The organism is Ileibacterium valens, assembly GCF_001945525.1.
Lineage (GTDB): Bacteria > Bacillota_I > Bacilli_A > Erysipelotrichales > Erysipelotrichaceae > Ileibacterium > Ileibacterium valens.
Genome location: NZ_MPJW01000078.1, coordinates 20,757 through 41,170 on the forward strand (window position 1 = coordinate 20,757; position 20,414 = coordinate 41,170).

Consider the following 20,414-nt stretch of genomic DNA (forward strand, 5'->3'; position numbering starts at 1 on the left):
TTTGATATGATTTATGACTGGTTCTCTAATAGCAAAACCGGAGATAAGAAAAGTCAGTAGATTTAAATAAGAGCCCTAACCGGCTCTTTTTCTTTTGGAGGAACAAAATGAATTCGAATAAAACAAGCAGCGGTGGCATTGGCTTTTGTGGCCTTCTAACCATCGCTTTTATTGTGCTCAAGCTAACCGGATACATCACCTGGTCATGGATGTGGGTGCTTTCTCCCGTCTGGATCTCGCTTTCTCTGGTTATCGTTTGTGCTCTGATATTGGCCTGGATGGATAATCATGTCTGATCAGATCGTCATGAACGTGTTTTTAACTGTCCTCGGTCTTATTTTTGGGTTGGTTACAGCGGGGGCGGTTATCCTTCTTCTCAAATTGCTTTGGAATATATTCAAATTTTTCTGGGAAGAATTGAGCGATTGGTGATGAATCAAAAAGGTCGCGCTATCATACGGCCTTTTATTCGCTGGATTGACTGAGGGCTTAAGGTGTCCGCCTTGAAAGCGGAAGATCTACACAGATCCGAAGGTTCGAATCCTTCATCCAGCGCCATTTGCAAAGTTGGCTGAGCGGACGAAAGCAACCGTTTGCTAAACGGTCGATCCATAAGGATCCACAGGTTCGAATTCTGTACTTTGCGCCAATTAATTATTGTTAATACAGGCCCTGAATACGGCTTTAAACTGTTCGATCAGGAGGACTTATGGCAGCTGACAAGAAAAGAATTGGCCGCCAGACTCCTACTAAATCCTATGTTTTAGAGTATCAGCGATCCAAATATCAGGAAGCGATTAGTTACTATGAAAAGTCTGGTCAATCCGTATTGGAATGGCAGAGATCATTGCTTCGGGACATCATGGCCATTAACACAGAACATGAATGGACTCATATGACCATTGGCTACTCCGTCCCCAGACGAAATGGAAAGACAGAAGCTGTTTATATGCGGGAACTATGGGGATTGTTCAAAGGTGAGCACATAATTCACACTGCCCACCGTACTTCAACATCTCATTCATCCTGGGAGAAACTGAAACGGCTGCTGGAAAAATCCGGACTGGTTGAAGGGACAGACTTTCGAAGCATCAAAGCCAAAGGATCGGAATCCCTTGAGATATTCGAGACTGAAGGCGTCATCCATTATCGAACCCGAACCGGATCTGGTGGGCTGGGTGAAGGATTTGACCTTCTGGTTGTTGATGAAGCTCAGGAATATACCGGAGATCAGCAATCCGCATTGAGATATACGATTTCATCTTCAATGAATCCACAGATTATCATGTGCGGAACCCCGCCAACAGCAGTTTCAAAAGGGACAATCTTTCCAAAATATCGGGAAACCTGTTTATCAGGTAATCCTGAAGATTCAATGTGGGCTGAATGGTCCATTGAGAAGATGGCAGAAGATCGTTCTGATCTGGATCTGTGGTATGAAACCAATCCGTCTTTAGGATTGATCATTAATGAGCGATCTGTTCGAGGGGAGCTTTCTGATACAGAGGAAACAGATTTCAACATTCAGCGTCTGGGTTTATGGATCCAGTACAATCAGTCTTCAGCCATTTGTGCTGCAGATTGGGATGCTCTGACAATCGATAGAGACAATATGCCGGCCTTTAAGGGTCGGCTTTTTGCTGGAATCAAGTACGGCAAAGATAACAAAAACGTCGCTCTTTCGATTGCGGTTAAGACAACTGACCAGCGGATCTATATCGAAAGCCTGGATTGCAGGGAAATCGCTAAGGGAAATCCATGGCTGATCGATTTTTTACTGAACGCAGATGTTGAAAAGATTGTAATTGATGGGGCCAATGGACAGAGTCTTTTAACTGAAGAAATGAAAGACTCCGGGATAAAGAAAAAGCCTATTTTGCCAAAGGTCGCTGAAATTATTGAAGCTAATTCCGCATTTACTCAGGGGATCGCATCAAAGTCAATTTGTCATTCGGGCCAACCCAGTTTAAGACAGGTGGCCACCAACTGTGACAAAAGATCCATAGGAACCAATGGTGGTTTTGGCTATAAATCTCAGATTGATGAGTTTGATATTGCCCTGCTGGACAGTGCGATTCTTTCTTATTGGGCCTGTGCAACCACAAAAGAAACTCGAAAACAAAGGATTTGCTATTGATCCACTACGCTGACGGCAGCGGTAATAGCCGGGAGGAGATTATGGCAGAAAACAATAACGCACCAGCACCTGGTGAAGAGACAACGAATCCAAATCCAGATGGATTCAAACCAATCGAAACACAGGAAGCATTTGATGCTCTGATCAAAGATCGAATCGAAAGAGCGCAGAATGCAGTCCGAAAAGAATATCAGGATTTCGAAACTTACAAATCGAAAGCCGAAGGCTATGAAACAAAAATGAACGAGTTCACCAAACAGATTACAGATCTGACAGCCGAAAGGGATCAGCTCAAAGGTGAAATTTCAAAACGCGAAACGGCGGCGGAAAAAAGCCGGATTGCCCGAGAGTATGGACTTCCTGAGTCACTGGCCGATCGATTAACTGGATCTAAAAAAGAAGATTGGGAAGAGGACGCAAAAGCTTTAGCGGCGCTGTTTAAAGATCAGCGACCACCCTATCCCCAGCCAAATCCAGCGGATCCAATCGCCGAAAATTCAGATCTGTTAAGACTGGCTCGTGAACTTTAGATAAATAGAAAGGTAAAAACATGGCAAGCTCTAATATCACAAAATCAGGCACTCTCTTTTCTGAGAAGCAGGTAGGAGAGGTATTTAACAAAGTTGCCGGACATTCTGCGATTGCTAAACTGTCTGGCCAGACTCCAATCCCTTTTGCTGGTATTGAAAATTACATCTTCAGCATGGATGGAGAAGCGTCCATTGTCGGCGAGGGTGAAAACAAACCGGCTGGACCAGCAGAATTCAAGAAAGTATCTGTTAAACCTGTAAAGGTCGTCTACCAGCATAGATTAACCGATGAATTCTGCTATATGTCAGATGAAGCCAAATTACCATATCTGGCTCAGTTCCAGGACGGATTTGCGAAGAAGATCGCTCGTGCAATTGACATCATGTATTTCCATGGATTAAATCCCGCCACTAAAGAGGCGGCAACGGCGGTCAAGGACATTGCTTTTAACGCCAAAGTTTCTCAGGAACAGACTTTTGATGCGGCAAACGCTGATGATAATGTCAACGATGCAGTCAATACAATCGTTGCCAAGGACGGAACGCCTACTGGTATCGCCATGGCTCCAAAATTCAGAACTGCTCTGGGAGCTATCAAAGAAAAAACCGGATCGAAGGTTCCAATGTATCCAGAATTCAGAGGTGTAGGAAATCCTGGTACTTTTATGGGTCTGACTTGCGATATCAACAACTCTTTGGCTTACAATGACAAGACTGCAGCCGGATCTAAAAACACTGTTGCAATTGTAGGCGACTTCCAGAACGCGTTGAAATGGGGATATACCAAGAATATCGCTATGGAAAAGATCGAGTATGGTGATCCTGATGGACAGGGTGATCTGAAGCGCACTAACCAGATCGTACTCCGCGCTGAAGCTTATATCGGATGCGGAATTATCGATCCGGAATCGTTTGTTCGCATCGTGGAAACTGTACCAGCGGCCGCCTAGTGACAGAGTATGGAAGGAAAAATTCTTACTCTCGAGGATCTTAAAATTCTTTTTCGGCCTTTGACTCAGGCTGAAGAGCTCAAGGCAGACAGGCTGATCGATACCGTATATGAAATCTTGCAGCAGGAAGCAAAACGAGTGGGCAAGGATTTACAGACGATGATTGATCAGGGTGATTTGTCTCTTAGGGTTCTTCAGTCAGTCATTGCCGATATTGTCGGGCGCACTTTAATGACAGCAACAAACCAGGAGCCGGTTTCGCAGTTTACTCAATCGGCTCTTGGTTATTCTGTTTCTGGTACTTATCTGGTTCCAGGTGGTGGGATTTACGTAAAGAAGTCGGAGTTGGCAAGACTCGGACTCAGGCGACAAAGAGTAGGAGTGATGGACGTTTATGGCCTTGATCAAGGGGATTGATGTAGTCCTTTATACCCGGATTCAAGTTGGAATAGACGGTTTCGGCACTCCGATCTGGGAAGAAAAGCCAGAGATCGTCAGTAATGTTTTAGTCTATCCAGCAAGTTCGGAAGATATCACAAACAGCACTTCTTTGTATGGTAAGCATGCTGTTTATACTTTGGGGATCCCAAAAACTGATAACCATCAGTGGGAAGATACGACGGTAGAGTTCTTTGGCAGAAAGTGGAAGACGTTCGGGTTTCTCACCAAAGGGATTGATGAACTGATCCCGCTGGAATGGAACGGGAAGATTCAGGTAGAAGCGTATGACAACTAAAATTGTTTTAAACTCAGCAGGTATTCAAGCTTTACTGAAAAGTCTGGAGATCCAAAACGAATTATCAAGAGTTGCAGACTCTAGGATCAGTAAGGCAGCCGGAAATTACAAAAAATCCATTGAAGTTCAGTCTACTCGAGCCGCAGTTAAGATCCGGCCTAAGGATCATAAGACTTACAAGAAAAACCTTAAAAACAACGAAATGGTAAAAATGGTGAAATGATGACAGCCGAAAAAATTGTTTATGACCATCTCGTCAAGTCGATGAGCGTTCCGGTCTCTTTTGAGCGATTCTCCAAAGATCCGGAGCGCTTTATTATTATCGAACGCGTTGGCGGTTCAATAACTGGCCACATCGAAAAAGCGTCCTTTGCGATCCAATCCTATGCCGAAAGTATGTTTGAAGCTTGTGAGCTCAACGGTCTGGTCAGAGAAGCCATGACAGATCTGATTCAGTCGGACTTGGTTTCAAGCGTGGATCTGGACTCGGATTACAACTGGACAGATGAAGAAACAAAGAAATTCAGGTATCAGGGCATCTATGACCTGGTGCTTTTTATTTAGAAGGGAGATCAAAATGGCAAACACAGCAAACGTAACTCAGGGTAAGCCAAAAATTGCTGGTGCTTTTTCAATTGCACCCGCAGGAACAGCGCTGCCAACAGATGCTGTTACTGCACTGACTGAAGACTTTAAAAATCTTGGGTATATTTCCAAGGATGGATTAACTAACTCAAATAGTTCTGAATCGACCGATATTACTGCATGGGGTGGAGATGCAGTATTAACTACTGATTCGTCCAAAACAGACACTTTTCAGGCGACGTTTATTGAGTCACTGAATCCTGAGGTATTAAAAATGGTTTATGGGGACTCTAATGTAACTGGAGCTGATGTTGATGCAGGCCTAACGGTAAAAGCTAACTCTTTAGATACAAAAGCCCATGTATATGTTATTGATCAGGTTCTTAAGGGAGATGTGCTGAAAAGAATTGTTGTCCCGAATGGGACTGTAACCGCTGTTGGAGACATTTCTTACAAGGATGATGATGCAGTTGGATACCAGGTAACCATTTCTGCCGCTCCTGACAATGACGGAAATACCCATTATGAATATTTAAAAAGAAAGGGAGCTGAGCCGAAATGACAAAAGAAAAACTGGTTAAACCAATTCTGAAAATCGACGAAGATGCATTAGACGACTGGGAATTAGTCGAAGAAATGCAGGCTATGATCGAGAATAATGATCCACTAAAATCCATCGGAATTTTCAAACGCCTCGTAGGGTTGGAGCAGTACGAAGAACTTAAAAAGTACTTGAAAGCGCGTGATGGCAAAGTTAAAACGGGTGAAATGCTTAAAGAGTTGGAAGGAATCATGGCAGAATCCGAATTAAAAAAATAGCAGCCCTGGCTTATATGATCAAAGAAGACAGCGATAGCTTGAAGTGTGACTTAGCCGAAACATATCGAATTTATGATATGAAAGCTTTCCCTCTTCGGACTATCGCTGTTTTTGCGTATGGGCTGGGGAAAGATTCCAGAATTCACATGAAGTTATCAGGAGCTGAATGCTCATTTAGCTCGTTGCTGCTAGCTCAGGCGGTAGATGGAATCAATCTGCTCCTGTGGATGTTAGGAGGAGCGGATAACCAGAGACCGGAAAGCATAGTCGAAAAAATGATTCCTTCACATTTACAACATAAAGGCTCAGAAGATCTTACCGTCTCTTTTGATAACGGAGAAGATTTCGAAGCATTCCGAAATTCTTTGATTGGAGGTGATGAGAATGGCTGAAAATACAATTGGTCAGGCTTATGTCCAAATCGTGCCGTCAGCCAAAGGAATCAAGGGAGCGTTGGCCCAACAGTTTGATGGCGAAGGAACCGCAATTGCGGACTCGCTGATGAGCAAGATCAAAGGCGCTTTAGCCGCAGCTGGAATAGGGGCGGCTATCGGTGCGGCTTTTAAAACGGCGCTGTCAGAAAGCGCCAAACTGGAACAGTCACTCGGCGGGATTGATACCCTCTTTAAAGGCTCGGCGGATACTGTTAAAGCTTATGCGAGAAATGCATTTAAAGATGCTGGGGTATCGGCTAATGAGTATATGGAAAACGTTACTTCGTTTTCCGCTTCTTTGATTTCATCGTGCGGCAACGACACCGCTAAAGCAGCAGAAACCGCAAACAGAGCAATGATCGATATGTCGGATAACGCCAATAAGATGGGCTCGAATATGGCAGATATCCAAAATGCCTACCAAGGTTTCGCCAAACAAAACTATACGATAAACTTAATGTCCGCTATGCCAGTGATGGCATAGTGATTTCTTGTGAACCTTATCAAGGGTGTGGGCTTTGTGCCTGCTAACGGGGGAAATCTAAACCGAAAGGCATGACAATCCCGTGCTAAGCTATATACCAATTATTCCTGTTAGATAGCTGAAATTGTGCTATGATAGGTATATAGAAAGTGTAACGACTATGAGTTAGTTACTCAGTACGGCTTCTATTGATACGAAGCTGGAAGCGCAAGACACTTTTACTAACAGGAGGATTTCTAGTGGAAGAATTCAGACCAATTAAAGATTTGCCCGGATATTCCGTCAGCAACAAAGGCAGGGTTAGAAAGGACTCGACAGGACAAATCATGGTTCTAAGCAAAAACGGTGGGTACTGTCGTATCACTATAAGCAAACACGTTCATCGGCTTGTTGCAGAGGCATTTATTGAAAAGCCGCATGAATCAAAGGCGTGGGTGGACCACATAGACGGAAACAGATCGAATAATGATGTTTCAAATCTGCGCTGGGTCACACCTTCTGAAAATTGCCTTGCTTATGGCTATCATTCGAGAATCAAAAATAAAAGACGACCGGTTAAAGCCGTCCATACAGATGGGCAAGAAATTCTCTTCGAATCAAGACAGCAGGCAGCCGAATATTTTGGATGCTCTGACTCGGAAATTGTTTACGGTAAAACATATCAAAAACATTCTCCAAAGGTCAGAAGTAATCCAAATGCTCATGACAAAAAAGGCTGGAGATTCGAGAAAGTAAAAGATGAAGATATAGTCTAATCCCTGATAGCCGAGAGGCTGTTTTTAAATACCATGAAAATGGGGGTATAAATGGTTAGACAACTTGAAGCTCGGCTATGGCGGTACTCAGGAAGAAATGAAGCGTCTGGTCCATGATGCTTCACAAATGACAGATGTCCAAAGTAAATTGAATGTTTCTGTTAAAGATGGAGACCTGAGTTTTGCTAACATTGCGAATGCCATCAGTGTAGTTCAAGACAACCTTGGAATTGCCGGAACAACTGCAGAGGAAGCCAAAACAACTTTTTCAGGATCATTTGGAATGATGAAGGCAGCCGCCATGGATTTAATGGGATATCTGGGGGCTGAAGAAATGTACAGCTTTGTGCCTCAGGCCCTTGAGAACCTTGCTACTTCTGTGGATATATTTTTCTTTGGGAATTTTTTACCTATGGTTGGCCGAATTGTTGAGCAGATCCCATCAGTACTTTCTCAAGGGCTAGGGATGCTTACCGATCGATTAAATAATGCCGGATCTCTGGCAACTTCAGGATTTATTACCGGATTTATCCAGGGGATTCCGGGACTGATCAAAGCCGCTGCTGAGTTCGTTGCGGCAATTGTAAATTACATCATCACTCATAAAGATGAGTTTTTCCAAATCGCTCGTGACTGTGTCGAAGCATTTGTAAAAGGTTTGGGAGAAGTGATCCCAATGAGCGAGGAAACCATGGCAAAGCTTCCCGGAGTGATTGAGAAAGCACTTCAGGGGATTGCTTTACTTAAAGTGGGTTCGATTCTCCAACCGTTTGTATCTCAATTCGGAGGAGTGATAGGCGGAGCTTTTAAAGGAGCCTGGTCACAGGCTTCAACTTTCTTCGGGCTGATGAAATCCGGTGGTGGAGTGTTCAGCAATCTTGCTTTGATGGTTTCGCAAGGAACCGGACCAATGGCAAGCCTTGCCGCCAGTTTCGTTAATGCTGGTGGCGGTCTTTCGGGATTTATGGCTTTGTTAAAAGGGTTTGGATCCGCTTTGATATCAGCGATTGCTTCTCCAGTAGCTTTAATCACTGCAGCTATTGCGGCTTTGATTGGTGCCTTCATGCATCTGTGGAACACCAACGACGAATTCAAAAACAATATGATTGCGATCTGGAATGATTTAGTTTCGGCAGTCAATGATTTTTGTCAGGGAATCGTTGATCGAGTAAATGCGTTGGGATTCGATTTCGAAAGCGTCGGAGAGATGATCAGCGCTATTTGGAATGGATTCTGCGAGATGCTAGCGCCTGTGTTTGAGGGGGCGTGGGCAGTGATTTCCGCGGTATTGCAGGGAGCGTTGGATATAATTACCGGCTTGCTTGATATATTCATTGGATTATTTACAGGCAATTGGTCACAACTCTGGACGGGAGTTCAGGAAATTGCAGCAGGTGTTTGGAATGCTATTTGTGGAATTTTCTCAGCGGCATGGAATATGATCATTGGTTTACTTGATTGGTTTTGTGGATTATTTGGTACCACGTGGTCTGCAACCTGGGCTAGTGTTCAGGCTACTGTATCGAGCATCTGGAATGGGATTGTTTCTTTCCTATCCGGAATATGGAATGGACTTGTAGCTACAGCAACTTCGATTTTCAACAATATAAAAACAGCTGTAACACAGGCTATGCAAAGTGCTATCGACATGATTACGAACATTTGGAATGGAGTAACAAGCACTTTATCAAGCATCTGGAATGGTATAGTGTCGACTGCTCGAAGTATTTTTGACGGTGTGTATAACGCAATAGTTGGTCCGTTTCAGCGAGCTAAAGAAACCGTCCAGGGGATTTGGGACTGGATAACCGGGCATTCGGAAGTAAACGTCAAAGTAAACCAGTCATCTGGTGGGTATGGATCGAGCTCAGCGGCTCATGCTGCAGGCGGCGTTTTCACCAGAGCTACTCTTTTACCTTCTGTTTATGGAGCAACACATTTAGTTGGAGAAGCAGGACCTGAAGCTATTCTGCCACTGACGGAGTTTTACCGATCTATGGATCGATCCATTAAAGAAGGATATTCCGCAGCGGCGGCAAATCCACAACTTGATGTTGTGATTGATCTGCTGGCGGCTATTGCCGGTAAATCCACAACAATTGTCATGGATAAAAAAACAGTTGGTCAAATTGTGGCAGATGAAGTCGAAAAGGCAATCAACAAAAAGGCTGTATTGCGGACTAGATTGGCAGGTGGTTAGAGATGAATAAAATTGATGTCTCGGTCAATGGACAATGGATTTCAGAAGTTATTCCAGGATTTACTGTTACTTCGATATCAGGACGGGAGCTTCATCCTCGTAAGATCCGGGATGAAGCGATTAAGGGAATTGATGGGTCACGTTACTTAGGGTCAGAATTTCCTGTTAGAAATCTCGAGATTGAATTTTTTATACTTGCCAAAAATAATGTTGAACGAGGACGTAAGTACAATGAACTTGCGTCCCTTTTAAATTTCGAAGAAGGAAAAGTTGTGTTTTCGGACGAAATAGATAAGTACTTCATCGGAACACCAACCGGAAGCAACCATAAAACTATAACCTTTAAGTGTACAGATCCATTCAAATATTCCTCGACTTTAAAACTTTTCGAATCATCAAATGAAGTCCTTAAAATTCAGAACTCTGGATTTCCTTGTGGGATCGAATTCGAAGCCACCAATACTCAAGAAAACGGATTTATAAGTCTGGTATCAGAAGATGGAGCAATTGAGCTGGGTTGCCGTGAAGAGAAAAATGGAGAGACATATAAGCAGGCTGAGGTTGTTTTGTCACAGGAAGATTTCTATACCGCTGAAAACCAGGTCGGCATTGACTATCTGCATCCAACCTATGTGATTAATGGCCACTTAGGAAAAATCGAAGTCGGTACAGATCTGCCTCGAGAAGACGGTAAAACCTCTCCTGTGGATTGGTTGTTTTTAGGAGGATATGGCACAGGATCCGGTTGGCACGGCGGTGGTAAAGTTGTCTCACTCAAAGCCGATAGCAGCGGCCATATTGGAGCTAAGAATTTTGATGTATATCTATATCACTGGTTCCATAAAGCGAATCCAAATAACATTGGAGAGCAGACAGTGAATTTCTTAACCGCTGATAACAAAGTGATCTTGTCAATTAATATCTACTCTGATGTCAGCGGTTCGTTTTCCTCTACAATTGAGTGGTGGGCTAATGGAATTCAGCGCCAGCAGTTCAAATTCGACGCCAGAGGTTACGATCACGGACACATGGCGAATGCCTTTGGATCTGGCTCAAACGGGCACAACATGATTCGAAAAGAAGGCTCAAAAGTTACTTATTATTACTGGGGCCAGTATTACACTTTGATCATCCCCGAAATCGAAAACATGGAATGTACGAAAGTCCAGGTCTGTATGAAACAGTTTGCCTCATCCGACTATATGGTAAGAAATTACATCCGGGATTTTCGAATGACTAAACTGGATGTTGAGGGTTATCAAGACATCAAAAACCGCTTTCCAGCTGGTTCGGTAATAAGAATCAAAGAGGGCAAGCCTTATGTAAACGGCATGTATAAACCTGAAGAAGAAGTGCTTGGGTCCACATATTTTAAAGCCAGATCAGGAGAGACAAAGGTTTTGATCAGTGGTTCAGATTGGTCGACTGCACCGAAAGTAAAAGCCTGGATCAGAGAGAGGTGGTTATAATGCGGATAGCTATTCTTAACGCAAACTCAACACGAATCGGCTTTATTGATAACAGCATTCAAAGCGCTCTACATTATTGGGATGACACTCTCCACACATATTCCGAAGGTGCTGCATGCACTTTCGACTTCACTTGTTCAACGAACCATGAAGATACCGAACTGCTTCAAGTCGGAAATAAGATCGCTTTTCGATATGGAGATAAAGATTACTTTCTGACCATTATGTCCGTAGAAGAAAGCGAATGGGAAAAGAACATCAGTGCTCAAAGCCTGAACCTGGAATTACTTAACGAAATAGCCTTGCCGATTTCAGGCACTTATAAAATCGCTCAGTTGATTGAATCCTTAGGGGTTGGAGCCAATCTAAAAATCGGCAAAAACGAGATCTCTGATCGATCAAGATCAATCAAACATGAAGGGAATAACGAGACGCTGCTAAAGCGTCTTTTTTCTTATGCTGCTGATTTTGATGCAGAAATCGAGTTCGAAACAAAATTAAACTCTGATTACACCCTGAAGCATTTCGTAATCAACATTTATAGAAAACATTCAGAGACCGATCAGGGCATGGGGCGCAAACTGCCACAGGTCATCCGATATGGAGAGGGTATCACAAGCATTAAGCGTAAGAGTGATATCACAGAGCTTTACACCATGCTGGTAGGAAGCGGGAAAGAAAAGGACGGTCAGAAATTAAATCTGGCCAGTTATCCAGAACAAAAAGTTATGGATAAAAACGGTAAACTTCTCTATCACAAACCGGCTGGCAGCGAAGCGTTATATGCTGTTCAGGCCAAAGACCAATTTCCATCTACCTTAGCATCTGAGGATCGCTGGATTGGGTATTATGCGGATTATGAGTATGAGAGTCAGGAAGATCTATACGGACATATGCTATCCGAGTTGAAAAAGCACTCCAAACCGAAAGTCGAATATGACGTATCCGGTTATATCGCTGGACAGATTGGGGACACCATCACCATCCAGGACGAACGATTTCATCAAACATTGTTCTTGGAGTGCCGAATTGTAGAACAGGAGATCTCAACAACAGACTCAAGCCGCAACAAAACAAAGTTGGATAACTTTACGGAATTGAGTTCGAAAATTTCAGAGCAAAGCCTGTCACAGATTGCTCAACTGATCCAGCAAGCCAAACGCTATACCGGCGAAATCATCTCCACCAACGGTGTCATCCTCAAAGAAGGACAGTCCACAACCTTAACAGCAAGGGTTATGGATGGAGCAAAAGAAATCGATACTCCAATCCAATGGACTCGAAACGGGTATGACTTGTCAAAAGATAAAACCATCACTGTCAAATGGGATGATGTTGTAAATGGAGCCGTTTTTGCTTTTCGAGGACACAAAGTTTACTCAGAAGTCACGGTCACAACCGTTTTTGACGGCAACAAGGGGGAAAAAGGAGACAAAGGCGATAAGGGAGATCCGGGAGAAACAGGACCACGAGGTCTGCAAGGCCTTCAGGGTGAAAAGGGAGAACAGGGCATTCAAGGTCCTCAAGGTGATCCCGGACCTCGGGGACTGCAAGGATTACAGGGTGAAAAAGGTGAGCAAGGAATACCTGGTAAGGATGGACCATCCGGAAAGACATCATACTTTCACATCATGTATTCAGCCGTTGCTAACCCGACAAACTCCAATCAAATTTCTCAGACTCCTAATACATACATAGGAACATATGTTGATTTCAATCAGGCCGATTCAACCGATCCATCTAAATATACTTGGATGAGACTTGCAGGTGCTCAAGGTATTCAGGGTGCCCAGGGCATTCCGGGTACAAATGGGATAAACGGGAAGACGAGTTATCTTCATATTGCTTACGCAATCTCGGCAGACGGTACGCAAGGTTTTTCTGTCTCTCAATCAGCCGGCAAAACATACATTGGACAATATACAGATTTCACACAAAATGACTCGACCGATCCTACTAAGTACTCTTGGAGTCTAATCAAAGGTGATAAAGGCGATAAAGGCGATCAGGGTATTCAAGGTGTAGCGGGTAAAGATGGAAAGACAACGTATTTCCATATTAAATATTCATCTGTAGCCAATCCAACCAGCGCATCTCAGATGAGTGAAACGCCTAATACGTATATGGGAACGTGTGTTGATTTTAACTCCACTGATCCAACTGATCCATTAGCTTATCAGTGGTTTAGAGCACAGGGAGCGCAAGGCGTTCAAGGTAATCAAGGCATTCCCGGTAAGAATGGATCAAATGGTCAGACGAGTTATCTTCATATCGCTTATGCAAACTCAGCGGATGGAACTTCTGGCTTTGATGTAAGCAACTCAGCTGGAAAGTTATACATCGGTCAATATACAGACTTTTTACCGACGGATTCAAATAACCCTTCAGCATATAAATGGACAAAAATCAAAGGCGAAACAGGTCCTCAAGGCGCTCAGGGTCCACAGGGTGCAACCGGTCCAAAAGGTCCTCAGGGTATTCAGGGTCCTCAAGGTAATAAAGGAGACAAGGGCGATAAAGGGGACAAAGGACCTCAAGGCGCTCAAGGACCTCAGGGACCTCAGGGGCCTCAGGGAGAACCCGGAAAAGATGGAATTGACGCATGGAACATTGAGGTTACTCAGTCTTATACAAGAACCGCTCCTGATTCAACCGGAAACTATATCGAAACTTTGACAGCAAACGCCAAGGTTTATCAGTCTGGAAGAGAGCTGACCGACCCCCAAGTCACCGCCCTTGGCACTCTAACTTGGTATGCCGACAACACAAAACTCGGTAACGGGAAAACTTTAACCCGTACCGTATCGGGACGAGAAACAATCAAATGTGTGTTGGAATCTGGGGGGGTGGTCTAATGGAATTAATTAAACTAGTAGACGGCTCCTATGGTATAAAAGGAAGGAATTTACTAAAAACATCGATTGAAAAAGTAATGGTCACATTTGGACACGATGAGTATGCTTATTTTCCAGTGCCAGAAGACATGGAAGGGGTGAATTGATGGATTGGGCGAAATTAAAAGGCGTAGAAAAACGTCCTTGGATTCTACCGTGCTTTGATTTTCCAAATGTTCAAGCATCTGAAGTTGGAGCAACACTAGAATACAAAAATTGGTCGCTCATGTATGGTGACGAAGAAATCCCATGGTCATCCGCTCCCGAAGATGTAGATAACCCAACGGAGGCAGTGTGATGAATAGAGACATGTTTGGGACTCTTCCTGACGGGAGCTTATATACAAAGAGGCGAAATCTGTGGACTCAAAAGCCTCAGAATGTTGTGACTTATCAAGGGTATGAGTGCGAGAAGGTAACATGCGGGCTTAAACAGACAAAATACTATCTAAGGCAAGAGTTATTTCCACTTGTCGGAAGTGTGGGAAGAGAAACACATTTTACCGTGTCTTTTGACTACATTTACATAGAGCGTCAAAGAGGCACAACCAATCCAATGTCAGAGACGTATCCGAGTGGTTATACAACAAACCCTCTCGAATCCAAATATTGGTTTGGTCATATTCCTAAATCAGGAAATATAATGCTCATCAATGGCGAAATTTGGCGGCACCATAAATACACCTTTGCTTTTGACGTTGACAAAGGCAAGGCGGTTACCCTTCCGATTGTTCCCGCCTATTTAAGAGATGTAGACGCAGATCTCTACATCCGAAACATTATGGTAACCTACGGTGATGAAGACTACCCCTACACACCAGCTCCTGAGATCGACCCAACGGTGGTGATTACATGACAGACATGATAACGGTGGTGATTTGATATGGCGGTTTTAGCTTTACGAGAAGTCCAGATTGGTCCTGACTACACTGTAAAAATCGAGCAACTCGAAAAGTCTATTTTGAATACTGTTAAGGCTGAATATGTATCCGGCGAAACGTTGACATCGTACAATTTTCAGACGGTCGATTCTTTCAATCAGGTTATCAAAGAGACAGTAACAAATCTCAACGGAGCGATTGAAGAAAAAACGAAGTATATGCGTTTTACCAATAGGGGTCTTGAAATCGGTGAAGTGAATGCTCCAATCAAGCTGGTAATGAAAAATGACAGAATCGCTTTCGTTACTTCTGATAACTCTGAGCCGATGTGGATCACCGCAAACATGATTCATATAAACGAACTCGAAGTCAAAGAGAAGTTCAAATTCGGCGGTATGACGGTAACGATTAACTCTCAGGGAATCGGAGTGATTCGATAAGAAAGGAGGTGTAAAATGGCTTATTGGTTAGGTACCACTAAAACTAGTTATACATTGACCGAAGGGATTACCTTTGGAGCTGGCAATAATCCAACAAACAACAAATGGATTGTCCGCGCGTGGTTTGGCAGTAAGTACCTTGAATTAGCTAGAGATTTGCCGGGCAACGCAAATACGACTGTACCTTTAAACTGGGGGAGCCAAAAAGGAAACGCATTGATGCGTGTTATGGGTGGATCGAGAAGTATTACCACATCCAAAATTAACGCCATTATGTACGACAGCGGTAACTGGTCAGACAGCGGTGGTAATCATCAAGTTTTCACAATGGATCTTCCGAACGTTACGTTCACAATCCCTGATGATGGTCTGTTTAACCCTAAACTCAGTGCGTCATTCAGTCTGATCAACGCTCTAAATGGGCAATGGGTACAAAACAAAACTACTGCTCTCATCACTTCAACAGCGGAAGCCGCTCCGGGCGCTTCGATTGAAGGAGTTGCTAATACTTTTACGGCTGATGGAGATGTCTGGTGGGGTGAATCTGTAACGAAAACCACTCCAATCACTAAAGCTGGAACATTTCAGATTAAAACAGAAACTCAGGATACTCGTAAACTAAGAAAAGAAATTTTTACAACCATTAATGTATTACCCTACCATTCGCCAAGAATAAACACATTCACACTTCAAAGATGTAATTCTTCTGGAGCTTTGGATGCTAACGGCACTTATGCGAAAGTTACGTATAACTATGAAGTTAAAAACATCTCAGGAAACACAGCTACAGCTGTCTTTCAGTATTTAAATGGGTCAACATGGACCTCTATCAAAACCCTAACCGGATCTACAGGAAACTCATCTTTTGTAACAGGGAATATCTGTCCAACAAACACGGAAACTCAATTCAGAGTTATACTTACTGATAAATTCGAGTCTGTAACTCATACCGGAAGCATTACCCCTGCAAGAGCTTGGATGGGATTTTCTCAGCAAGGTGATGCTATGGTTTGTGGTCGTGAATACAACCCAGCTACCGATGCGGGAAAAACGATTACCGCAAGACCGTTTGTGGCTGAAAGTCACGCTTATTTTGATAAAAAACTCATTTTTAATACCGCTGAAGCTATTAAATCTCTTGTTGATCGATTATATCCCATTGGAATCAGTCTTCCTTTTAAAGAAGGTGTAAATCCAAACACGTTATTCCCCGGAACGACGTGGCAGGAAATGGCAAATGTTATTGAATCAACCATCACTTCTGGGCAATGTATAAATAACTCGGATTGTAATGCAAGTAATGGGGGAAAAGTCGCAATGTATCAAATGGATGGAACTTTTGCATCAAAATGGAGATTTTATTTAGCTCCACTGAATGACACGGGAACGAGCATCAAAACGCCGTGGTGGTTAAGAACCGCATAGAAAGGGAACATATGAAAATTTATGTTGGGTTAGACGAAGCAAGAAATGTTTCCGCTCTGTCGACATTTGCGACAGAGTTCACAAAAATCGAATTGGAAAATGAAGCCGTTGAGACGCTGACAGATCTTGACGGTTTTTATATTTCTGGCGACAAACTCATGTATTCAAAAGAACTTTCTGACTCTAAAAAGCTAGCTAGAAAAGAGCTGGAAGACAAAAAGAAAGCAGAAGAAATGCTGGACAATCTGAAGACCAAGGAACTTCTGGATAACCTGAGTGATGAGAACGCAGTTCTGGTTATGGCTTTATTTCCTGCGTGGAAAACGAAAACGAAATACAAAGTCGGGGACCGAGTTAGATATGAAGATAACCTCTATAAAACAATCCAGGAGCACGATTCACAAGATAACTGGACTCCTGATCAGGTTCCGGCACTTTTTGAAAAGTTAGCAAAAGGAGACGAATGATGAAAAAGAAAATCGAACTGAATAACGATGTCTATGACGTACTGAAGTGGATCGCTTTACTGGTTTTGCCGGCTCTTGCGACCTTTTATACTGCTCTTGCTCAAATCTGGAATCTGCCTTATGTCAGCGAGATTCCAGCAACGATTACGGCAGTAGATGCTCTCCTTGGGGCGCTTTTAGGAGTTTCGTCTGCAAACTACAAACCAAAAGGAACAGATTAATGGATGTATTTGTAACTCTATTTACCGCAATCGGCGGCGCTTTAGTCGCTGGGATCTTTTCGGTGATTGTCAAAAAGATGGATGCTGCTACACAAGAACAGCGAGATGCGCAGAAAAAAGCAGATGAACGTATGGCCAGGATCGAGGCGAATACAGAAAAACTGGCAGAGCATGACAGTATTATTCTTTCTCTGGCTGAAGTTGCTAAACAGCTAAAAGAAAGCACCGACGCAAACGGCGAGGGAGTAAAGATCATCATGCGCTATATGCTCCAGCGATATCATGCGGAGTATATGCTGCAAGGATTCGTTACCAGTCACCAGCGGACCGACTTCCTGGAAGCTTATGGCGTTTACCATTCGAAAGGCGGCAATGGGACAGCAGAAGGATGGAAAGATGAAGTCTGCAGCCTTCCGGTTCGTGATGATCAAGTGGTAGTTAATCCGTTTCTAGCAGTACTAAAGAAAGAAAAAGGAGCCTGATTTGGGCTCCTTCTATATTTTATGGAGGTATTTATGAAAGGTGTTGATATCTCATCCTATCAGGTAGGAGTTAATTACGCTGCAGCAGCCAAAGAAATCGATTTTGTAATCCTCAGGGCTTGTTGGGGAGAAAACGAAGATAAGATGCTTCGGACTCATGCTCAAGGATTCAAAGAGGCCGGCATCCCGATCTTAGGGCTGTATTGCTTTGATTACGCTTTATGCAAATCCCAGGCAGCTGCAGAGGCAGATTACATTGTAGATCTGGCCAGATCTTTGGAGTTGCCTGAATCGGCAATCCTGTTTTTTGATTGCGAGTACGATTCAGTCCGCTGGGCCAAAGATAACGGGCTAGATCTGACTGCCGAAAAGGTCCAGAAGCACACCAGGGCGTTTATGGATCGAGTAAAAGAATCAGGCTACCGAACTGGATATTATACGAACTTAGATTGGTCTAATCGGTACTACAAAAACTTTGAGAAGCAGCCAGACGAACTCTTCTGGTTTGCAAGATACGGAGCAACCCCTGAAATTGATTACGATATTTTGCAATATTCGGCCGATGGAACAATTCCTGGTATCAAAGGAAAAGTTGATTTAAATGAAATGAAGGAGAAGACTATGGCATTAAAAGCAATTAACCCGAACGAATGGATTGATTCCCACGAGGGGAAGATCTATGACATCGATGGCGCTTACGGGGTGCAGTGTGTCGATTTATTTAAGATATTCCTTAAAGATATTGGCTATCCGGCACCAACTGAACCACTCGGGGGAGATGGATACGCGCATCAGATCTGGTACGGACGCCAGAAATATTCTAAGTATTTTGATTTCGTAACCGGGAAACTCAAGAAAGGGGACATCCTGATTTGGCCAAAAGGACATCACGAATGTCCAGACAGTCATGTGGCCATGTTCGTAGGAGATAGCCCACGAGGAGGGAATCGAGGAATTTTTTTAGGAGCTAATCAGGGTTATGCTCACAGTCCAGGAGTCCTTACAGATATTTCTTGCAGCGGGTCTTTGGGAGCACTCCGGTATAAAGGTTTTACAGATAAATCATCTACTCAACCGGCAAATAAACCTATTGCTGAAAACGGAACAGTTAGAGTTCTGAAAGGGCATGAGATTAATTTACGTGCTGGTGGCCCAAAAGGTCGAGTTGTTGGCCAGCTGAAAGAAGGAGACGAGCTGACATATGATCATAAAGTGGTTACTAACGGTCATCGTTATGTGATCAGCGGATCACTCTACCTGGCAATCACACCGACTGAGAAGCGAGAAAATTGGTGGGTAGATGTAAAAACGAGATAAATCTATGAAGTAATAAAAAAGGGGCTCCGATTTGGAGTCCCGTTTTTTAGTTGGATAAGCCGATTTCATGCTTTAACGCTTCCTGAAGCACTTTAGAAAACTTAATTCTTTTTGCTTTGCAAGTGTCATCTAACCACTTTGGAATGCTTAAAGTTTTCTTTACCGGTTTTTCAAAATTCTTTTTGATGTAGTCATCTACGTCAAATGAAACAAGTACCGGAAAGCTTCCGTCATCAGGTTTAATATCTTCGATTTTAGAGGGTTCCGGAACCGCTTCAGAATGAAGTTTTGCCCAGTGGAATTCACCGGCAAGAAGATCAACGGCCATCGCCATGGCATCGTCGTAGGAATTGCCAAAAGTGGCCAGATCATTTAAGTCCGGAAAAACGACCGAATAAGATCCATTTTCTTTAAAGAATAGCGCAGGATAATTAATATACATATGGTTTACTGATAAACTTAAACAAGAGCAGGGGGCTCATTTGAGCCCGGCCTGTTTTAAGATTGAATTGGCGGTTTTTAGCGGAAGGTCACCTTTATGATATGGGATGGTGACTTTCCATTTTTTAATTTGATGCATGTAATGATAATGCGATCCGTTCACCGATACCAAAAACCAACCATCTTTCTTGATTGTCTTTTCAATTTCTCTAAAGTTCATCAGTTAACCTCCTTTCTTATTTATACAAGAATTATAACAGAATACGTATAAAACAGATACGTGTTTTGGGTGGTTGAAGATTAATAGAAGGTATCGTTATTCCTTAAGAAGAAAAAATTGGTGGGCAAAGGTGCTTTAACCGAAATAAAAAGCCTGGGGGATTATCCCTCAGGTAATTTTTTTGGTTAAAACTGTCAAATGCAGAAAATAACGAGATATTTTCGAATGAGGATATCGTTCGGCTTCTGTTTGAAGTGGTTCACCATTTTGTAAATTCAAGGGGCTGTTAAATTTCTGACAGTCCAAAAATAAAAAGAGGCACCTGATCCGTAATGGATGAGGTGCCTTTTTTGGTAAAATATGTTCATGATCAATAAACAAAATTACCAAACACACTATAACTCGATTCAGGGCCGTTTGCCACTGCTCCATTCTCTCTTCCCTCATATTGAGATGGATTCTGTCTTCACTACTGTCAGTTCCTTTGTCGATGATTATCTCGACCTTGCCCTTTATCCTTCTTTTGCC

The 20,414-nt window shown here is 43.1% G+C and carries 27 protein-coding genes and 2 tRNA genes; 27 read left to right on the forward strand and 2 right to left on the reverse strand.

Features of this window, described 5'->3' with window-relative positions:
• The first annotated feature begins 107 nt into the window (after positions 1–107).
• The 27 genes from BO222_RS02965 to BO222_RS03090 all read left to right on the forward strand — a co-directional run bounded on the left by BO222_RS02965 (position 108) and on the right by BO222_RS03090 (position 19,225).
• A complete protein-coding gene (locus BO222_RS02965; RefSeq protein WP_075818210.1) occupies positions 108–296 on the forward strand; it encodes a hypothetical protein in 189 nt (62 codons plus the stop codon).
• Between the two features lie 175 nt (positions 297–471).
• Positions 472–558, forward strand: a tRNA-Ser gene (locus BO222_RS02970).
• 3 nt (positions 559–561) lie between these two features.
• Positions 562–649 (forward strand) — tRNA-Ser (locus tag BO222_RS02975).
• A gap of 60 nt (positions 650–709) precedes the next feature.
• Complete coding sequence (locus BO222_RS02980; protein WP_075818211.1) at positions 710–2,137, forward strand: terminase; 1,428 nt, start codon at positions 710–712, stop codon at positions 2,135–2,137.
• Between the two features lie 41 nt (positions 2,138–2,178).
• Positions 2,179–2,667, forward strand: coding sequence for a capsid assembly scaffolding protein Gp46 family protein (locus BO222_RS02985; protein WP_075818212.1), 489 nt, complete (start codon positions 2,179–2,181; stop codon positions 2,665–2,667).
• 20 nt (positions 2,668–2,687) lie between these two features.
• On the forward strand, positions 2,688–3,617 hold the full coding sequence (locus BO222_RS02990) for a phage major capsid protein (RefSeq protein ID WP_075818213.1): 930 nt from the start codon (positions 2,688–2,690) through the stop codon (positions 3,615–3,617).
• A gap of 9 nt (positions 3,618–3,626) precedes the next feature.
• Positions 3,627–4,034, forward strand: coding sequence for a Gp19/Gp15/Gp42 family protein (locus BO222_RS02995; RefSeq protein WP_075818214.1), 408 nt, complete (start codon positions 3,627–3,629; stop codon positions 4,032–4,034).
• On the forward strand, positions 4,012–4,353 hold the full coding sequence (locus tag BO222_RS03000) for a hypothetical protein (RefSeq protein ID WP_075818215.1): 342 nt from the start codon (positions 4,012–4,014) through the stop codon (positions 4,351–4,353). Before BO222_RS02995 ends, BO222_RS03000 begins: the two co-directional genes overlap by 23 nt.
• The gene (locus BO222_RS03005; RefSeq protein WP_075818216.1) at positions 4,343–4,576 is read left to right on the forward strand and encodes a hypothetical protein; all 234 of its coding nucleotides are present in this window, start codon (positions 4,343–4,345) and stop codon (positions 4,574–4,576) included. The genes BO222_RS03000 and BO222_RS03005 overlap by 11 nt, the downstream gene beginning before the upstream one ends.
• Positions 4,573–4,917 carry a hypothetical protein gene (locus BO222_RS03010; RefSeq protein WP_143356913.1) on the forward strand — a complete coding sequence of 115 codons (345 nt, stop codon included), beginning with the start codon at positions 4,573–4,575 and terminating at the stop codon, positions 4,915–4,917. The genes BO222_RS03005 and BO222_RS03010 overlap by 4 nt, the downstream gene beginning before the upstream one ends.
• A gap of 13 nt (positions 4,918–4,930) precedes the next feature.
• On the forward strand, positions 4,931–5,500 hold the full coding sequence (locus tag BO222_RS03015) for a phage tail tube protein (RefSeq protein ID WP_075818218.1): 570 nt from the start codon (positions 4,931–4,933) through the stop codon (positions 5,498–5,500).
• Positions 5,497–5,757 carry a hypothetical protein gene (locus BO222_RS03020; RefSeq protein ID WP_075818219.1) on the forward strand — a complete coding sequence of 87 codons (261 nt, stop codon included), beginning with the start codon at positions 5,497–5,499 and terminating at the stop codon, positions 5,755–5,757. The genes BO222_RS03015 and BO222_RS03020 overlap by 4 nt, the downstream gene beginning before the upstream one ends.
• 14 nt (positions 5,758–5,771) lie before the next feature.
• Positions 5,772–6,149 (forward strand): DUF5361 domain-containing protein, encoded by a 378-nt coding sequence (locus BO222_RS03025; protein ID WP_075818220.1) that lies wholly within the window; start codon positions 5,772–5,774, stop codon positions 6,147–6,149.
• The gene (locus BO222_RS14025; protein ID WP_075818221.1) at positions 6,142–6,675 is read left to right on the forward strand and encodes a hypothetical protein; all 534 of its coding nucleotides are present in this window, start codon (positions 6,142–6,144) and stop codon (positions 6,673–6,675) included. Before BO222_RS03025 ends, BO222_RS14025 begins: the two co-directional genes overlap by 8 nt.
• A gap of 239 nt (positions 6,676–6,914) precedes the next feature.
• Positions 6,915–7,430: an HNH endonuclease gene (locus tag BO222_RS03035; protein ID WP_075818222.1), complete on the forward strand. Its 516-nt coding sequence runs from the start codon at positions 6,915–6,917 to the stop codon at positions 7,428–7,430.
• A gap of 97 nt (positions 7,431–7,527) precedes the next feature.
• On the forward strand, positions 7,528–9,630 hold the full coding sequence (locus tag BO222_RS03040) for a phage tail protein (protein WP_143356914.1): 2,103 nt from the start codon (positions 7,528–7,530) through the stop codon (positions 9,628–9,630).
• A 2-nt stretch (positions 9,631–9,632) separates the two neighbouring features.
• A complete protein-coding gene (locus tag BO222_RS03045; RefSeq protein ID WP_075818224.1) occupies positions 9,633–11,099 on the forward strand; it encodes a distal tail protein Dit in 1,467 nt (488 codons plus the stop codon).
• On the forward strand, positions 11,099–13,954 hold the full coding sequence (locus tag BO222_RS03050; RefSeq protein WP_075818225.1) for a phage tail spike protein: 2,856 nt from the start codon (positions 11,099–11,101) through the stop codon (positions 13,952–13,954). The genes BO222_RS03045 and BO222_RS03050 overlap by 1 nt, the downstream gene beginning before the upstream one ends.
• Entirely contained in the window at positions 13,954–14,100 is a 147-nt protein-coding gene (locus tag BO222_RS13650; RefSeq protein WP_158024548.1) for a hypothetical protein, read from the forward strand. Before BO222_RS03050 ends, BO222_RS13650 begins: the two co-directional genes overlap by 1 nt.
• A complete protein-coding gene (locus tag BO222_RS03055; RefSeq protein WP_075818226.1) occupies positions 14,100–14,291 on the forward strand; it encodes a hypothetical protein in 192 nt (63 codons plus the stop codon). The genes BO222_RS13650 and BO222_RS03055 overlap by 1 nt, the downstream gene beginning before the upstream one ends.
• On the forward strand, positions 14,291–14,848 hold the full coding sequence (locus BO222_RS03060; RefSeq protein WP_075818227.1) for a hypothetical protein: 558 nt from the start codon (positions 14,291–14,293) through the stop codon (positions 14,846–14,848). The genes BO222_RS03055 and BO222_RS03060 overlap by 1 nt, the downstream gene beginning before the upstream one ends.
• 27 nt (positions 14,849–14,875) lie before the next feature.
• Entirely contained in the window at positions 14,876–15,313 is a 438-nt protein-coding gene (locus tag BO222_RS03065; protein WP_075818228.1) for a hypothetical protein, read from the forward strand.
• Between the two features lie 15 nt (positions 15,314–15,328).
• Positions 15,329–16,738: a hypothetical protein gene (locus BO222_RS03070; RefSeq protein WP_075818229.1), complete on the forward strand. Its 1,410-nt coding sequence runs from the start codon at positions 15,329–15,331 to the stop codon at positions 16,736–16,738.
• Positions 16,739–16,749: 11 nt separating this feature from the next.
• Complete coding sequence (locus BO222_RS03075; protein WP_075818230.1) at positions 16,750–17,205, forward strand: carbohydrate-binding protein; 456 nt, start codon at positions 16,750–16,752, stop codon at positions 17,203–17,205.
• Complete coding sequence (locus tag BO222_RS03080) at positions 17,202–17,426, forward strand: phage holin (RefSeq protein WP_233131198.1); 225 nt, start codon at positions 17,202–17,204, stop codon at positions 17,424–17,426. Before BO222_RS03075 ends, BO222_RS03080 begins: the two co-directional genes overlap by 4 nt.
• On the forward strand, positions 17,426–17,908 hold the full coding sequence (locus BO222_RS03085; RefSeq protein WP_075818231.1) for a hypothetical protein: 483 nt from the start codon (positions 17,426–17,428) through the stop codon (positions 17,906–17,908). The genes BO222_RS03080 and BO222_RS03085 overlap by 1 nt, the downstream gene beginning before the upstream one ends.
• Before the next feature lie 33 nt (positions 17,909–17,941).
• Positions 17,942–19,225, forward strand: a complete 1,284-nt coding sequence (locus BO222_RS03090; RefSeq protein WP_158024549.1) for a GH25 family lysozyme — start codon at positions 17,942–17,944, stop codon at positions 19,223–19,225.
• Between the two features lie 46 nt (positions 19,226–19,271).
• Here the strand turns inward: BO222_RS03090 and BO222_RS03095 are convergent, their stop codons facing one another.
• A complete protein-coding gene (locus BO222_RS03095) occupies positions 19,272–19,667 on the reverse strand; it encodes a type II toxin-antitoxin system HicB family antitoxin (RefSeq protein WP_075818233.1) in 396 nt (131 codons plus the stop codon).
• 36 nt (positions 19,668–19,703) lie between these two features.
• Positions 19,704–19,886, reverse strand: a complete 183-nt coding sequence (locus BO222_RS03100; RefSeq protein ID WP_075818234.1) for a type II toxin-antitoxin system HicA family toxin — start codon at positions 19,884–19,886, stop codon at positions 19,704–19,706.
• Positions 19,887–20,414: the final 528 nt, after the last annotated feature.

Coding starts and splice junctions, on each gene's coding strand:
- BO222_RS03085 (WP_075818231.1), top strand. CDS start 17,426: ATGGATGTATTTGTAACTCTATTTACCGCAATCGGCGGCGCTTTAGTC.
- BO222_RS03095 (WP_075818233.1), bottom strand. CDS start 19,667: ATGTATATTAATTATCCTGCGCTATTCTTTAAAGAAAATGGATCTTAT.
- BO222_RS03090 (WP_158024549.1), top strand. CDS start 17,942: ATGAAAGGTGTTGATATCTCATCCTATCAGGTAGGAGTTAATTACGCT.
- BO222_RS03055 (WP_075818226.1), top strand. CDS start 14,100: ATGGATTGGGCGAAATTAAAAGGCGTAGAAAAACGTCCTTGGATTCTA.
- BO222_RS03050 (WP_075818225.1), top strand. CDS start 11,099: ATGCGGATAGCTATTCTTAACGCAAACTCAACACGAATCGGCTTTATT.
- BO222_RS03040 (WP_143356914.1), top strand. CDS start 7,528: ATGAAGCGTCTGGTCCATGATGCTTCACAAATGACAGATGTCCAAAGT.
- BO222_RS03075 (WP_075818230.1), top strand. CDS start 16,750: ATGAAAATTTATGTTGGGTTAGACGAAGCAAGAAATGTTTCCGCTCTG.
- BO222_RS02985 (WP_075818212.1), top strand. CDS start 2,179: ATGGCAGAAAACAATAACGCACCAGCACCTGGTGAAGAGACAACGAAT.
- BO222_RS14025 (WP_075818221.1), top strand. CDS start 6,142: ATGGCTGAAAATACAATTGGTCAGGCTTATGTCCAAATCGTGCCGTCA.
- BO222_RS02965 (WP_075818210.1), top strand. CDS start 108: ATGAATTCGAATAAAACAAGCAGCGGTGGCATTGGCTTTTGTGGCCTT.
- BO222_RS02980 (WP_075818211.1), top strand. CDS start 710: ATGGCAGCTGACAAGAAAAGAATTGGCCGCCAGACTCCTACTAAATCC.
- BO222_RS03010 (WP_143356913.1), top strand. CDS start 4,573: ATGATGACAGCCGAAAAAATTGTTTATGACCATCTCGTCAAGTCGATG.
- BO222_RS03000 (WP_075818215.1), top strand. CDS start 4,012: ATGGCCTTGATCAAGGGGATTGATGTAGTCCTTTATACCCGGATTCAA.
- BO222_RS02990 (WP_075818213.1), top strand. CDS start 2,688: ATGGCAAGCTCTAATATCACAAAATCAGGCACTCTCTTTTCTGAGAAG.
- BO222_RS13650 (WP_158024548.1), top strand. CDS start 13,954: ATGGAATTAATTAAACTAGTAGACGGCTCCTATGGTATAAAAGGAAGG.
- BO222_RS03025 (WP_075818220.1), top strand. CDS start 5,772: ATGATCAAAGAAGACAGCGATAGCTTGAAGTGTGACTTAGCCGAAACA.
- BO222_RS02995 (WP_075818214.1), top strand. CDS start 3,627: ATGGAAGGAAAAATTCTTACTCTCGAGGATCTTAAAATTCTTTTTCGG.
- BO222_RS03070 (WP_075818229.1), top strand. CDS start 15,329: ATGGCTTATTGGTTAGGTACCACTAAAACTAGTTATACATTGACCGAA.
- BO222_RS03015 (WP_075818218.1), top strand. CDS start 4,931: ATGGCAAACACAGCAAACGTAACTCAGGGTAAGCCAAAAATTGCTGGT.
- BO222_RS03080 (WP_233131198.1), top strand. CDS start 17,202: ATGATGAAAAAGAAAATCGAACTGAATAACGATGTCTATGACGTACTG.
- BO222_RS03020 (WP_075818219.1), top strand. CDS start 5,497: ATGACAAAAGAAAAACTGGTTAAACCAATTCTGAAAATCGACGAAGAT.
- BO222_RS03045 (WP_075818224.1), top strand. CDS start 9,633: ATGAATAAAATTGATGTCTCGGTCAATGGACAATGGATTTCAGAAGTT.
- BO222_RS03005 (WP_075818216.1), top strand. CDS start 4,343: ATGACAACTAAAATTGTTTTAAACTCAGCAGGTATTCAAGCTTTACTG.
- BO222_RS03060 (WP_075818227.1), top strand. CDS start 14,291: ATGAATAGAGACATGTTTGGGACTCTTCCTGACGGGAGCTTATATACA.
- BO222_RS03065 (WP_075818228.1), top strand. CDS start 14,876: ATGGCGGTTTTAGCTTTACGAGAAGTCCAGATTGGTCCTGACTACACT.
- BO222_RS03100 (WP_075818234.1), bottom strand. CDS start 19,886: ATGAACTTTAGAGAAATTGAAAAGACAATCAAGAAAGATGGTTGGTTT.